Here is a 14,422-nt window from a genome sequence, read left to right on the forward strand (position 1 = left end):
GTTCGGGCATGGTGTTCCGCCAGTCACCGCGGTGATGCGGAACATCGTGTCGAACAGAACACTAGGCTAGGGGGCCGACAAGGTAGAACAACGCGATGGAAGACCTGCTCCCTTATTACGAACGTGAATTGGCTTTCCTGCGACGTTATTCGCGGGATTTCGCCGAACGCTATCCCAAGATCGCCGGCCGGCTCATGCTCACCGGCGATATCAGTGAAGATCCGCATGTCGAACGCCTGATCGAATCGTTCGCCCTGATGGGCGCGCGCATTTCCAAGAAGATCGAGGACGACTATCCGGAATTCACCGAGGCGCTGCTGGAAGTGCTTTATCCGCACTATCTGCGGCCGTTTCCTTCCTGTTCGATCGCCTATTTCGATATGGGCAGGGCCGGCGCGCAATTGTCCGCGCCGGTAGCCATTCCACGCGGGACGGAACTGCTGTCGCGCCCGGTGCGCGGTGGTGCCTGCCGTTTTCGCACCGCCTACGATGTGCAGTTGACGCCCCTGCGGCTGGCTGCGGCACAGTTTTCCTCGATCACGCTGGCCCCCAACCATGTGCGCCTGCCGCCACAGTCGAGCGCGCAGATCACCTTGCGCTTCGAAATCACCTCCCAGCACACCAGCCTCGATGCACTGGGCGTGGCCAAGGTGCGCGTCTTCACCGATGGCGAGCCCTCGTTCTGCGCGGCCTTGCGCGACGTACTGGCGCTGAAGGTCGACCAGGTCTATGTGGAAGCCGGGGAAAGCGGCCGCTGGGTGAAGCTGGATCGCAACCCCCTGTCGCCGGTGGGTTTGTCCAACGATGAATCCCTGATCGACTATCCGGCCCGCTCGCATCCGGCCTACCGTCTGCTCACCGAATTCTTTGCCTTTCCGGAGAAGTTCGGTTTCTTCGACATCGACCTCAAGCGCGCCGGTGCGCTCGGCGGCAAGCAGTTTGCGCTGCATTTCATTTTGCGCGACGTGCCGGCGGACTCGGTCAAGGCCAAATTGCTGGAAGGCCTGTCCACCGCCAACGTACTGATGGGCTGCACGCCGGTAGTGAACCTGTTCAAGCAGCGCGCCGAGCCGATCCGCGTGACGCATGCGGCGGTGTCCTATCCGGTGGTGGCCGATGCACGGCGCGCTTATGCGTTCGAAGTGCACGCGATCGAGCGGGTGGCGCGGGTGCAGCAGACGGCACAGGGCGAATCGATCGTCGAATTCCGGCCGTTCTATTCGCTGCGCCACGGTGAAAGTCCGGAACGCAACGAGCATTACTGGATTACCCACCGCAATCCGGATGTCGCTCGGCAAAGCCCGGGCTATGAGCTCGAATTGAGCATGGTCGATGCGAACTTCGATCCGGTCACACCCAAGACCGATGTGCTCAGCCTCGATCTGAGCTGCAGCAATCGCGACCTACCCACCCAGCTGGCCTATGGCGTGCCGGGCGGCGACCTGAGCATGGAAGGCGGTTCGGTGGCGCGCAGTATTTCGCTGCTGCGCAAGCCCACTGGCTCGCTGCATTTCGATACGGGACGCGGCACCCAATGGCGCCTGATCTCGCATCTGTCGCTCAATCACGTTTCGCTGGTGCAGGGCGGTTTGCCGGCACTGAAGGAAATGCTGCGCCTGTACGACCTGCCACGCTCGGCCACCTCGGCGCGCCAGATCGACGGCATCGTCAGCCTGGAGCATCGTTCGGTGACGGCCTGGTTGTCCGGTCGGCATTTCGCCAGCGTGGCGCGCGGCACCGAGATCCGCCTGGGCATCGACGAGGATCATTTCGTCGGTACCGGCATCCATGTCTTTGCCAGCGTGCTCGACCACTTCTTTGGCCTGTACGTGCACGCCAACAGTTTTACCCAGCTCGTGCTGCTGTCCAGTCGCAGCGGTGAGGAACTTATCCGATGCTCACCCCGAAGCGGCGAATCGATCCTGGTGTAGCGCAGCGGCTGCTGTCCGAGCCGCATCGCTTCCAGTTTTTCCAGGCCGTACGGGTGCTGGAACACCTGTTCGTGCGCCATGGTGTGCGACCGGAGGATGTGCTTACGCGCAAGTTGCGTTTCCGCAACAGCATGTCGATGGCCTTTCCCGCCAGCGACATCGAACAGTTGCGTGCCTACGCGGAAAACGACGAGCCGTTCAAGGCCGACCCGGCCGATGCGCAGCCTGCCTGGGACAAGCTGGCCGAAGTCGATATCACGCCGGCTTTCATGGGCATGCTGGGTGGTCGCGGGGTGCTGCCGTTCGGTTATACCGAGCGCATCGGCGAGCGCGAGATGTACTTCCGCGACCACGCCGCGCGCGCCTTCCTGGATATCTTCAACAACCGCGCGCTCGCGCTGTTCTACGCGGCCTGGAAAAAATACCGGCTGGCGTTCCAGTACGAACTGGATCGGCGCGAACGTTTTCTGCCGCTGATTCTGTCCCTGGCCGGCATGGGCGCCAGTTCGCTGCGCACGCGCCTGGACAAGGGCGAGGGCGCGGTCTTCGACCAGGCGATTGCGTATTACGCCGCCGGGGTCGGGCAGCGTCCGCTTTCGGCGGTGTTCCTGCAGCGCATGCTGAGCGAATACTTCGATGCCAATGTGCGCGTGGAGCAATTCGCCGGCGCCTGGTATCAGGTGCCGAAGAACCAGCTGTCCCGGCTGGGCGACCCCACCGCAGTGCTGGGGCGTACGGCCCTGGCCGGCGAGCGCATCTGGCAGCGCGATCTGCGCCTGCGCCTATGGATTGGTCCGCTGCGGCACAAGCGATTCGAAGACTTCCTGCCCGGCGGCCGCGCTGCCGCCGCGCTGGCGAAATGGCTGACTCTGCTCAGCGGCGGCACGCTCGAATTCGAAGTGCGGCTGGTGCTGCATCAGCAGGATGTGCGCACCACCGGGCTGTCGCCCACGCTGGGCGGCCGGCTTGGCTGGGATGCCTTCGTCAGCAGCCGCCCGGCCGATCATCACCGTTCCGACGCAAGTTACCTCGTACGCACCCTGGCATAAGGCACTCACTGGATGAGCATCAACCTCAAGACCTTGATCGGCAAACTGGACGATACCTGCCGCCGCGCCGCCGAGCGCGCCGCCAACCTGTGCATGGCGCGCGGGCATTACGAGGTGGATCTGGAACACCTGTTTCTGGCCCTGATCGAACAGCCGCAGAGCGATTTCTGCGTGATCGCCCGCTATTCCGGCGTAAGCCTGGAACAACTGGAGCGCGATCTCACCGATGAAATCAGCGATTTCCGTAACGGCAATGCGCGCACGCCGGTGTTTTCGCCGCATATCCCGGCGCTGTTCGAAAACGCGTGGCTGATTGCGTCGCTCGATGCGCACACCACGCGCATCCGCAGCGGCCATCTGCTGCTGGCGTTGCTGACCCAGCCGGAGTTGTCGCAGCTGGCCCAGCGCGGTTCCACCTTGTTCGGCCGCTTCAAGCTGGACGACATCAAGCACCAGTTCAACAAGATCACCCAGGGTTCCGGCGAAGCCGGCGAAAGCGTGGCCTTTGCCGATGCACCGGTAGCTGGCGAGGAGGGCGACGCGTCCGCGCACAAGGCGCCGGAACCGAACGCGCTCGGCAAGACACCTGCGCTGGATCAGTTCACCACCAACCTCACCCAGCGCGCACGCGATGGCAAGCTCGACCCGGTGATCGGCCGCGATACCGAGATCCGCCAGGCGATCGACATCCTGATGCGCCGCCGCCAGAACAATCCCATCCTTACCGGCGAAGCCGGCGTGGGTAAAACGGCGGTAGTGGAAGGTCTGGCGCTGAAGATTGCCGACGGCGATGTGCCGCCGCCGCTGCAAGGAGTGGAGCTGCACACGCTGGACATGGGCCTGCTGCAGGCGGGCGCCAGCGTTAAAGGCGAATTCGAGAACCGTCTGAAGAACGTGATCGACGAGGTCAAGAAATCGCCCAAGCCGATCATCCTGTTTATCGATGAGGCGCACACCATGATCGGCGCCGGCGGTTCGGCCGGTCAGAACGACGCGGCCAACCTGCTCAAGCCGGCGCTGGCGCGCGGCGAGCTGCGCACGATTGCCGCCACCACCTGGGGCGAATACAAAAAGTACTTCGAGAAAGATGCCGCGCTGGCACGCCGCTTCCAAGTGATCAAGGTGGAAGAGCCCAGCGAGGAGCTGGCCGCGGCGATGCTGCGCGGCATGGTGCCGCTGATGGAAAAGCACTTCAATGTACGCATTCTCGACGAAGCGGTGACCGAAGCCTGTCGCCTGTCGCATCGCTATATCAGTGGGCGCCAGCTGCCGGACAAGGGCGTAAGCGTGCTCGACACGGCCTGCGCGCGCGTGGCGCTGGGGCAGACCGCCACGCCGGCCCTGATCGACGATGCGCGCAAGCGCTTGCTGCGCCTATCCGCAGAAATCCATGCGCTGGAGCGCGAAGTGGCCGCCGGGCACAGCCACGATGCACGGCTTGCCGCCTTGCGCCTGCAGAAAGAAGAAACCGAGCTCGCCCTCAAGGCCGGCGAACAGCGCTGGGACGCCGAGCGCCAGGTGGTGGAGAAGATCAAGTCGCTGCGCAGCGAACTGGAAAGTGCGCCGCCTGCACCGGCTGCTGGCACGGATGATGCCGCCGCATCCAAGAAGAAAAAGAGCGATGCCAAAGCAGGCGATACGCACCCGGGCAAGCAGCAACTGCAAAAACTGTATGACGAGCTCGCCGCCCTGCAGGGCGATGCACCGTTGATCCCGATCCAGGTCGACGGCACCGTGGTGGCGGAAATCGTCGCCGCCTGGACCGGCATCCCGCTCGGCAAGATGGTGAAGGACGAGATCCGCACCGTGCGCCAGTTGAAGCCGTCGCTGGAAGAACGCGTGATCGGCCAGTCGCATGCGCTGGAGGCCATCGCGCAGCGTGTGCGCACCGCACGCGCCAACCTGGAAGATCCCAACAAGCCCAAGGGCGTGTTCCTGTTCGTCGGCCCCTCCGGCGTGGGCAAGACCGAAACCGCACTGGCGCTGGCCGATATTCTCTACGGCGGCGAACGCAAGCTCATTACCATCAATATGAGCGAGTACCAGGAAGCACATACCGTTTCCGGCCTCAAGGGTTCGCCGCCCGGCTACGTGGGTTATGGCGAAGGCGGCGTGCTGACCGAGGCGGTGCGCCGCAGTCCGTATTCGGTGGTGCTGCTGGATGAGGTCGAGAAGGCGCATCCGGATGTACTGGAACTGTTCTTCCAGGTCTTCGACAAGGGTGTGATGGACGATGCCGAGGGCCGCGAAATCGATTTTCGCAACACCCTGATCATCCTCACCAGCAACGTCGGCTCGCAGGCGATCATGCAGTCCTGCCTCAACAAGCCGGCCGAAGAAATTCCGCCCGCGGATGCACTGGCCGAGATGCTGCGCCCGACCCTGTACAAAGCCTTCAAGCCGGCCTTTCTGGGCCGCATGAAGGTGATTCCGTATTACCCGATCAGCGACGACGTGCTGGAGAAAATCATCCGCCTCAAGCTGGATCGCATCGGCAAGCGCGTGCAGACCAACCATCAGGCGGAGTTCGTCTACGACACGCCGCTGGTGGAAGCGGTGCTGGCGCGCTGCACGGAAGTGGATTCCGGGGCGCGCAATGTCGATCACATCTTGAACGGCAGCCTGTTGCCGGAGATTGCCGACAGCGTGCTGGCGCGCATGGCCGAGGGCGGCGCGATCGAGCGCATCAAGGTGGGCGTGGACAAGCAGGGCGCCTTCAAATACACGGTGAAATAGCTACAGCGACGGACCCGCGACAGACCGATTATTCATCAACCGCACCGGCCCGATAGGGCCGGCCAGGCAGGAAGCGAAGCACATGGCAGCGATGGACATTCTGCAAACTCTGTGGGGCGCGGCACAGCAGACCGACCGCCTGCTGCGCTTGAGCACGCCTTTGGGCGCCGACGTGTTGCTGGCCGAAAATGTCGACGGCTGGGAAGCGGTCGACCACGGCGGCTTCCGCTTCGAGCTACATGCCTTGTCGGCCAATGCCAGCCTGTCGCTGGATCCGCTGCTAGGCGCGCCGGTATTGCTGGAACTGCTCACCGCCGATTCGCGTACCGACCTGCGTCCCTTCCACGGCTACGTCACGCATGCGGAGCGGGTGGGCAGCAATGCCGGCATGGCGCGCTACTGCCTCACCATCGAGCCGTGGCTGTCACTGCTGAAGCAGCGCAAGGACAGCTTCGCCTTCCGCGACCTCACGGTGATCGAGATCGTCGAGCAGATCTTCGGCTATTACGCCCAGGGCGGCATCGTGCCGGCATGGCAATGGCAGCTCGCCGATCGCTCGATCTACAGCAAGCGCAGCCTTACCAGCCAGTATCAGGAAAGCGATTACGACTTCGTCACGCGCCTGCTTGCCGAAGAAGGCATCTTCTACTGGTTCGAACACAGCGGCGACACCAGCTCACCCGGCCTGGGCAAGCACACCATGCTGCTGGCCGACAGCAATACCGCCTTTCAGGCCGGCTCCGCCACCGCCGTGCGCTTTCATCGCGCCGACGGCACCGAGACCACCGATACCATCCAAGTGTGGACGCCCACGCGCCGCTGGCAGACCGGACAGATCTCGCGCGCGAGCTGGGATTACCGCACGCTGTCCAATCGTCCCAGCGGTGCCCAGGCCGCGGCGCCGGCGGTCAACGCCGTGGATGACGACACTGCCGGCCCCTATGCCTATGCCAACAGCGACGAAGGCCAGCGCCGCGCGCAGCAGCATCTGGATGCGCGGCATGTGTCCTCGCTGCTGATCGAAGGCGAGGGCACCGTGCGCCGCCTGGCGCCGGGGCACTGTTTTCAGCTGGTAGAGCATCCCACCCAGGACAACCAGCCACTGGTATGCCTGCGCGTGCAGCATGAAGCACGCAACAACCTCGGCGCGGATGTGCGCGGTGCGATCGAGCACACGCTCGGCGATGTGTTTGCCGTATTGCCGAGCGCGGCGGCCTCCGCCAATTCTTCGACGAGCCAGAACGACAAGCCCGACCTGTATCGCAATACCTTCATAGCCACCTCCGCCAGTCGCAGCTATCGCCCGCATACCGACGACGGCCACGGCCTGCGCCGCCATCCGGCCCCGACCGTGACCGGTGCGCAAAGCGCCGTGGTGGTAGGCGATGGCGAGCCCATCCACACCGACCGCGACCATCGCGTCAAAGTGCAGCAGCACTGGCAGCGCGGCGAAAACGGTGCCAGCGGACTTTCGCATCCGCGCGATCCCAACGCGCCGGCCGATGGCAGCGCCGGTACCTGGGCGCGGGTCGGCTCCATTTTTGCGGGCGGCAACTGGGGCGGCGTATCGCCGCCGCGCGTAGGGCAGGAGGTATGGCTCAATTATCTGGAAGGCGATATCGACCGCCCCGTGGTCGTTGCCACGCTGTACAACGGACAGGGCAACCAGGACGCCGCCAATAACCAGATCGCAGGCGGTGCGGCCGGTGCTACCGGCAATGCCGCGGCCTGGTTCACCGGCAACGATCACGCCGGCGTGCTTAGCGGCATCAAGAGCCAGGATCTCTCCACCAGCACCAGCGGCAGTGGCGGCTACCGCCAGTTGCGCTTTGACGACACGCCCGGGCAAAGCCACGCGCAACTTGCCACCACCGACGACGAAACCGCGCTTACGCTCGGCCACATCAAGCAACTCAGCGACAACGAACGCCAGGCCGACCTCGGTTATGGCGCCAGCCTGGCCACGCTTACCCAGGGCGCACTGCGCGGCGGTTCGGGTCTGCTGCTGACCAGCGCGCCCGGCGGCGCGCAGATGGATGTCGGCGCAACTCAGTCCCTGCTCGGTCAAAGCCAGCAAACGGTGCAGGGGCTGACAGAGGTTGCGCAGAAGCAACAGGCCGGCCTGCCGAATGAGCCATCGCCCGAACAAGTCAACGCCGTCGCTTCGTTGACCGATACCAGCCAGCATCTGTCTGCTACGCGCCAGGGCAATGCCGCTGCCAATGGCATCGGCGGCGGTGAAGGCGCTGCCATCGGCTGGAGCGCGCCGCTGGTAACCGCACATGGCCAGGACGGACTCGCGCTGCTCACGCCGCAGCATCATGTGTGGGTCAGCGGCACCGATACCGTGTTCAGCGCCGGCCAGGACATCAACCTCGCCACGCAAGGCAAGGCCAGTGTGGTGGCGGCCAAGGGCATCGCGCTCTACACACAAGGCAGCCAGCCGGCCGCCGGCCGCCCGGTTACCACGCAAGGCATTGCCCTGCATGCCGCCAGCGGCAGCGTCAGCGTGCAGGCGCAAAACGACCAGGCGCAGTTTGCCGCGCAGAAGTCGGTCAGCGTAACCAGCGCACAGGGCAGCATCACTACCCAGGGCAACAGCCATGTGCTGCTTACGGCAGCGGGGGCATACCTGAAGCTGCAGGGCAGCAATATCGAAATCGGTTCGCCGGGTGATGCGGAGTTTCATGCGGGGTCGAAAGAACTGACTGGGCCGCAAGGTGCGAGCGGGCAGGGAACATCCAACCAACCGGCCTTGAAAGATTGCCCGAAGCAGACCTCGTCCGCCGCTGCGGCCGGCGCCGCCGTGGTCTAGGAGCGCAGCGATGTTCGATCCCGCCAACCGCATGCAGCAGCAACTGGCCGAATCGCTCCTGACCGGCGAGTCGCGGCAAGCATATCTGCTGCTGGACCCCATGCTTGCCGATCTGCTCGAAAACCTACGGCCCGAGCACAGTGAATGCCAGGTTTTTACTATTCCGCTCGGCCGCGATGACATTCCCGAAGAGCGCTATCCACGCCTGGTCAAGTTGCACCCGCATGCTGTAGAGGTGGTGCACGCAAGTCTCGAGCTTGCCCTGGCCGAACAGGCTGTGCCGGATGTAGAGCGCGATCTTGGCTTTGGCATCGGTGGCTGGCTTACAAGTGATATGGAGCCGGAAGTGCTGGTGAGGCACCTCTCGGCCTGCATGCGCCAGATGCAACCTGGCTCTAGCGCAACCAGATACGTGCGTTGGGCCGATCGCCGCGTGTTCGAATGGATGTGGATGGCGCTTGACGCCGACAACCGTGCCAGGCTGCTTGGACCGATCATGTCCTGGTGGACGCTCGATCGTTGCGGCAAGCTGGTAGATCACAACGTGGAGTTGTCGACTTACCGCAGCTTCCCGCTCGTGCGTTTCAGCCTGCAGGCCTCGCACTGGGCAGACGCGGCGTTCTGCGAGCTCGTGCAGGCGGTATTGCGCGGTTGGCGCCAATTCGCGCCGCAACTGCCGCCGGATTATTTGTCGAAGGCGGCGCAGGCAGCGAAAGGCGCGCGTAATCTAGGACTTGTCGATATCCCCGAGATCGTGCTGGTCAGCGCGTATGCGCTGCAGATCCACCCGCGCTTGGCTGAGCACCCGCGCGTGCGCGAGCTGGTGCGCCAAAGTCGCGAACAATCGCGGCCGTTGATGGATGTATTGGCCGAAGTCCCCGATCCGCAGGGATGGAACGCCATTCGCGACGAGCTGGATGGTGCCGGCCATACCGGAGACAGCATCTACAGGAGTAGCAGGCATGGCTGATGGACAAGGTTATTCGGGCAATGCGCAGGCCGCGGCAGCGACCAGCCCCTCATGCACGCCGGGCAAATGCGCAGCGTGCGAAAAAGCCGGCTTGCCCGTCTTGCTGGTACGGCCGGGTGCAGCCGACAACCAATACGCCAAGACGCAGCAGACCGTTATTGCGCCTTTACTGAAAAAGGTCGCCACGCCCTCGCTGGCGCAATCGGGTTACGTAATGCGCACCCTGCGCGACGGTTACGTATATGCCTACTATCAGCATCCGCCGACCGCGCAGATCAAAGCGCAAAAGGGCTGGCAGGTTTTTCGCGTCAGCACGGGTGGCTATCTGCAGCCTTATTCCATTGCCGGCCTGCCTGTCCCGGGAAGCAAGCAGGACGTGGAGTTCGCCTGCAAGCGGGCCGATGGCTATGCCAATGCCATGGTCTTCGTTATTCCCAATGCCAAGCAGGCAGGCAAGGTGTGGGTCGGCTTCAGCGATAACCCGTGGAGCGACAAGGTTCGCGACAATTACGCTGCCAGCGAAAGCTTGCGCGACCAGCGCATGGCCTGCATCGATGCACCCGGCGCCAAATGCGACCATTCGCTGCCGTTGAACGAGAAAAACATCGGCACGGCGATTGCGGACTTCGATGCGAAGCATGCCGCCCAGGCTTTCAAGGGAAACCCTTACCCGCCACTGGCCAAGCGCAACGAATCGCCACGCAATATCGTGGCGGCCGCGGCGTCAATCGCCAAGGCTGGCAAGCAATTTACGCCCGAGCAGTCCTTGATCGTCAGCGTGCCCGACCCGGTCGGCGTCACCACCGAATTGGCACAGCGTCGCCTTACTCTATGCAATAGCGCAGGCGAGTGGTTGGCCGCCCAGAAGGATACCAAGGGCAAGCCGGATGGCGCGTGGAAGCTGCAGTCCGCGCTAACCATCCAAGGCTTGCTGAAGATCGCCGACCAGCAAGGCGTCGTGCGCAATCAGGCCAACGCCAAGCAGGCCTCGCTCAATGGTAAGCCGATCAGCGCGGACCAGTTTGCCGCGCAGCAAAGCGCCGGCAAGTTGCCGCAAGATGCGACCTTCGAGCCGGACGTCGTCGGCTCCATGCCCGATGGTGGCCCTATCTACGATTCCTCGCATGGCACGATCCGGCTTTCCAGCGCGGCGGAAATCAAATCCGATGTCGATAGCTTCAAGCAGAAAGTGCTTGATCGTCTGAAGGGCGACGGCAAGGACTACCAGAACTTTCTCAACACCTTCAACCAGAAGGCCAAGAACGACACGGACAGGGTCAAGGCCTTCGATGCCGACTACGGCAAGTGGCTCAACGGCGACCGCAAGCTGGTCACCGACCATGATTTCGACGACAGCAACCATGCCGACGGCGTTGCCTACGCCCAGGTGGTCAGCAACGTCACCTTGGGTGGCCCCAAAAGCGAAGATAGCCTGGCTTGGTTCAAGAACTTTCTTACTAGCGACCCCAAGGACAAGAACAATTTGCTGGTCCGCGCCATGCTTGGCAACCAGCAGAGTTTCTTCCAATGGATCACCACGAGCGATCAGCACGCCAAGACCAACGACATGGTCAAGACCGTGTTCGACCTCAAGCCGGTGCAGGGTGTGCTAGGCAAGGGCGAGCCGGTGGCGAAGATCATCGCCTCGGCTTACGCGCATCCCATCATGGCGGTAATCGGCGCCACCATGGCCGGCTTGGCGAGCAAGCAGGAACTGGATACCAAGGTTCGCGAAGTCGTCAAGAAGCTCAGCCAGGCCGTGATGGGCAAGACCGAAGACGTACCGGTGGCGCTGGTGAAGGTCACCATGCCGTTCCGCGAGGCGGTCAAGGCCTGGACCGCCAGCCTCAACGAAGTCAAGCGCGTGACCAAGCAGGCCGACAAGCAGGTCAAGAGCCTGATCCTCGCTGGCGCGATCGAGTTGAATGTCGCGGGCATGCCCGGCCTGGCCGAAAAGATGGTGGACGTTTACTGCTGGACCAAGGAGACACCCGACAAGGTTGCGGAGGCCGCCAAGGGCACCAGCGACAAGCTGCGCTATGCCTTGCGGCCGGCCGAAGAAAATTTAAACCAGGCCTGGAAGGCAACCACGAAATTCCTGGACGACGCAGGCGTTACCAGTTTCTTCCGCAACGCGGGTGCGACCCTGAAAAATGGCGATGCCATGCTTTCGGTCGGTGCCGGCGTATTGCAGCTGGTGGTTATCAATGAAGCCATGGAGACCTTCAAGACCGGCACGCCCGAAGAGCGCGAAGGTGCCGCCTATAGCTTGGCCAGCGCAGCCCTGGGCGTGGCGACGGCGGCGTTCGAGATTGGCAAGACCGCAGCCAAGGCCTTGGGGAAGACTGCGGCGAAAGAGTTGTTGGAGCGCGTGGCAGGAAGCTTCAATGCACTGGCGACGGCGATCGACGCGACCTCGGCCGGCATTGCCGCCTTCCATGAATACCAGGACAGCAATAAAGCTGCATCCACTGCTCACGCCATTCAGGCCATGGCATTCGGCGGTGCGGCCATTATCGGTGCAGTGACTACCTTCGGTGTCTTCGGAGCCGAAGGCGCTACGGTGTTGGCGGGGCTCTCCCTGACTGGCTGGGGCTTGATCCTGGTGGCGCTCGGCGTTATCGCCGGCTTCGTGGCGGTGATGCTGCAGGACACGCCCACGCAAAAATGGGCCGCCAAGACCATCTGGGGCTCGGCCAGCGAGGGTTGGGGCAGCCTGGAGCGCGAGCAGACCGAGATCAACGCGATTTTGATCAACATCAAAGTCACCTTCAATGTCGATATGAACCTGCTTCATGACGCCTACGAGCTTTCGCCATTGGGGGCGATTTCGCACCTGACCAGTGCGGCTGGCGATCTGTTTACCGGGAAAATGCCGGGCCAGGATGCGCAGGCTCAATTGACGCACGATGCTTTGCTGCATATCGAGCTACCTGAATCCATAGCGGACAAGGTGGGCTGGAGCTATGCCATCTACGGCAAGCAGACCAGTGGAGGGGAGGTGTTGCTTGCGCAGCATGGCAAGCGCGTGCCGGTCGCTGCAGTGGATAATCGCGTGAGCGGCACCCAACTGCAGTCCATGAGCGTGAAGCAGCCAGAAAAAAGCGAAAGCACCGCTGCCAAGGTGACGACCATCGAACAGCGGATTACCTTGGTCGACAGCAGCTTCAGTAGCGCCAGGGCAGAGATCAAGATTTATGATGATCCGCAGGATACCCTGCCCATTGTCGACGAGAGCTTGCAATGACCGCACATGATGGGGAAATCGGCCAGCTAGCGCCCATTCCCGAATGGAACAAGGCGGAGCCTTTTTTTCAGTTTTCCAGCAAGGATCGCAATGCGTTCGTCGCCCGCTACGCGCCCCGGCGTGTATTGCCTGACGACAAGCGCCAACCGTGCAGCAGCGTGGCTTCGGCAAACCATGCCATCAACCGTGTCTATCCGAATGCGATCGAACTGACCTCCCCGGCGGGGCAGATGGTGCGAGGCGGTGCGTTCATGGCGGGCGCGCTGGCGGCGGCAGGTGCCATTTTTTTCCTGTATTTCATGGTCGTCGTGCTCCGGGATTCGGCCGGGATCGGCATGGCGATCGTGCCCTTATTCGGTTTTTGTGTATTTGCGCTGGCAGCCATCTGGTCGTTTCGTGCGCCGTTTATTCAGCCGACCGATCTTCCCGTGATCTTCAACCGTAAGACCCGGCAAGTCAGCTTCATGAAAATGCGCTTGCCCAATCTGCTGAAATTCTGGGCACCCTTGCGTATCGACTATCGCAGCTATTCTTGGGAGCAGGCCAAGGCTCGCAGCTATCAGGTGACCAGCAGAACGGTCGGCACCAGTGCGATTACAAGCACCACGGCGGGCAAGCTATGCCTGCTTTGGGGGGATAGTCCGCAGGATCCGGCGCAGTTCAAGGATTGGGCGGCGGTAGGCAATAACGCAGAGGATGAGGATTTGCTGCAGCTGTGGGAGCATGTTCGCCGGTATATGGAAGAAGGTGGTCCGGCTATTCATGCCGGCGATTCCTTGCGCAACGGTGTTTACGACAGCAAATGGAACGCACCCCGGCCGGATTTTCCATCTGACGTGATCGCAGCTGCTGGTGGTGCCCCGCTTAGCGACACCGAGATACATGCCCTAACACGTGGTTGAATATCCATAAGTTTGCTTTATTGCAGTGGTCCGAGGCATTTTGTAAGCAGAACAATGGATGCATTCCAACTTCAGCAACCATCCTCTCTGAATCCGCTGGGAGCATCGATAGTCGGCATTTTTCCGGTCAACATTCACAGCGCTAGCAGCTCGGCTTATCAGGCCGAGCTACGCCGGGTATTTCCGAAGGCGATCGAGATTTCTGATCAGCTGGGCGCTTTCGGCGGATGGTTTGCAGGATTGGGCCTGCTTGGCATTATCTGCATATAGTTGCTGGTCATTCGGTGATCTTATTTTTCAGTTGAATTCTGTTAGTTGCAGGCGATGTGATGGTTGGATGGTGTGATCGCTATGGGCGTTGATCGATTCACACTATGTGACGAGGGTAGGAGGGTGGTTGAAGATGTATAGCGGATGGGTGGTTAAATGGCGGACTAATCGCCCGCTTACTAAACAAGAGAAGGACGATCGCTTGTCTCGCTAAAAAGGATTTAATCTTGAGCCGGATGATCATGCTACTTTGATTGCCTTCAATTCCACGTATGCGGAATTTTTGGATCGCCGTTTTCAGTTGCGCGGTGGTTTCGGTACCGTCCTTACTCTTATCTTAGGGTTGGTGGGCATAGTGGCCGCCGCTGAGCTGACCTGAAATTTCTGGTCCAGATCCAAAGTTCATAGACTTATGACGAGGAGACTGGACGATGCCCAAGAAACGCTTTAGTTCCGAAGAGATCATCCACAAGCTGCGCGAGGCCGAGGTGCTTTCCTCGCA

The 14,422-nt window shown here is 62.0% G+C and carries 8 protein-coding genes; all 8 read left to right on the forward strand.

Features of this window, described 5'->3' with window-relative positions; translation table 11 throughout:
• Window positions 1-95 precede the first annotated feature (95 nt).
• The 8 genes from tssF to IGX34_RS11970 all read left to right on the forward strand — a co-directional run bounded on the left by tssF (window position 96) and on the right by IGX34_RS11970 (window position 13,920).
• On the forward strand, window positions 96-1,931 hold the full coding sequence (gene tssF / locus IGX34_RS11935) for a type VI secretion system baseplate subunit TssF (RefSeq protein WP_192555948.1): 1,836 nt from the start codon (window positions 96-98) through the stop codon (window positions 1,929-1,931).
• Complete coding sequence (gene tssG / locus IGX34_RS11940; RefSeq protein ID WP_192555949.1) at window positions 1,895-2,980, forward strand: type VI secretion system baseplate subunit TssG; 1,086 nt, start codon at window positions 1,895-1,897, stop codon at window positions 2,978-2,980. Before tssF ends, tssG begins: the two co-directional genes overlap by 37 nt.
• Window positions 2,981-2,992: 12 nt before the next feature.
• Complete coding sequence (gene tssH / locus IGX34_RS11945) at window positions 2,993-5,716, forward strand: type VI secretion system ATPase TssH (protein ID WP_192555950.1); 2,724 nt, start codon at window positions 2,993-2,995, stop codon at window positions 5,714-5,716.
• An 82-nt stretch (window positions 5,717-5,798) separates the two neighbouring features.
• Entirely contained in the window at window positions 5,799-8,531 is a 2,733-nt protein-coding gene (locus IGX34_RS11950) for a type VI secretion system Vgr family protein (RefSeq protein ID WP_192555951.1), read from the forward strand.
• Between the two features lie 10 nt (window positions 8,532-8,541).
• The gene (locus IGX34_RS11955; RefSeq protein ID WP_192555952.1) at window positions 8,542-9,501 is read left to right on the forward strand and encodes a DUF4123 domain-containing protein; all 960 of its coding nucleotides are present in this window, start codon (window positions 8,542-8,544) and stop codon (window positions 9,499-9,501) included.
• A complete protein-coding gene (locus tag IGX34_RS11960; protein ID WP_192555953.1) occupies window positions 9,494-12,748 on the forward strand; it encodes a T6SS effector BTH_I2691 family protein in 3,255 nt (1,084 codons plus the stop codon). Before IGX34_RS11955 ends, IGX34_RS11960 begins: the two co-directional genes overlap by 8 nt.
• Window positions 12,745-13,650, forward strand: coding sequence for a DUF6708 domain-containing protein (locus IGX34_RS22080; protein ID WP_225737408.1), 906 nt, complete (start codon window positions 12,745-12,747; stop codon window positions 13,648-13,650). The genes IGX34_RS11960 and IGX34_RS22080 overlap by 4 nt, the downstream gene beginning before the upstream one ends.
• A 54-nt stretch (window positions 13,651-13,704) precedes the next feature.
• Window positions 13,705-13,920 (forward strand): hypothetical protein, encoded by a 216-nt coding sequence (locus tag IGX34_RS11970; RefSeq protein ID WP_192555954.1) that lies wholly within the window; start codon window positions 13,705-13,707, stop codon window positions 13,918-13,920.
• Window positions 13,921-14,422: the final 502 nt, after the last annotated feature.

Origin of the sequence: Dyella acidiphila, assembly GCF_014863405.1 — a bacterium.
In the GTDB taxonomy this organism is placed as follows: Bacteria; Pseudomonadota; Gammaproteobacteria; order Xanthomonadales; family Rhodanobacteraceae; genus Dyella_B; species Dyella_B acidiphila.

Coding starts and splice junctions, on each gene's coding strand:
- tssF (WP_192555948.1), top strand. CDS start 96: ATGGAAGACCTGCTCCCTTATTACGAACGTGAATTGGCTTTCCTGCGA.
- tssG (WP_192555949.1), top strand. CDS start 1,895: ATGCTCACCCCGAAGCGGCGAATCGATCCTGGTGTAGCGCAGCGGCTG.
- tssH (WP_192555950.1), top strand. CDS start 2,993: ATGAGCATCAACCTCAAGACCTTGATCGGCAAACTGGACGATACCTGC.
- IGX34_RS11950 (WP_192555951.1), top strand. CDS start 5,799: ATGGCAGCGATGGACATTCTGCAAACTCTGTGGGGCGCGGCACAGCAG.
- IGX34_RS11955 (WP_192555952.1), top strand. CDS start 8,542: ATGTTCGATCCCGCCAACCGCATGCAGCAGCAACTGGCCGAATCGCTC.
- IGX34_RS11960 (WP_192555953.1), top strand. CDS start 9,494: ATGGCTGATGGACAAGGTTATTCGGGCAATGCGCAGGCCGCGGCAGCG.
- IGX34_RS22080 (WP_225737408.1), top strand. CDS start 12,745: ATGACCGCACATGATGGGGAAATCGGCCAGCTAGCGCCCATTCCCGAA.
- IGX34_RS11970 (WP_192555954.1), top strand. CDS start 13,705: ATGGATGCATTCCAACTTCAGCAACCATCCTCTCTGAATCCGCTGGGA.